We start from the raw sequence: 259 nt of genomic DNA on the forward strand, positions 1-259 counted from the left end.
TAATAAAATAATGGCTAAAAAGCTTTGTATCATTAAATAAAGTATCTAAAGCAAAAAGTCCGCCAAAAGAATGTCCAAAAAGAATTTGAAAATCTTCACTGGTTTCATAATGTGTATTAATATAAGGTAAAAGCTCTGTTTTGATAAATTGTCTAAATTCAAAGCTACCTCCTCCATTTTGAAATTCCAAACCTTGAACCTTAGGAGTATAATCTTTTGTCCTATGGGTAGTATCAAACGCCAAAGGGCTATCATAACC

1 protein-coding gene is annotated in these 259 nt (G+C 30.9%); it reads right to left on the minus strand.

From position 1 onward, the window contains the following. The coding region (locus tag ELQ04_RS08610) for an alpha/beta hydrolase-fold protein (RefSeq protein WP_134224545.1) at positions 1-259 on the minus strand (259 nt) is incomplete at both ends.

Origin of the sequence: Campylobacter sp. CH278 (assembly GCF_004378845.1) — a bacterium.
Classification (GTDB): Bacteria; Campylobacterota; Campylobacteria; order Campylobacterales; family Campylobacteraceae; genus Campylobacter_D; species Campylobacter_D jejuni.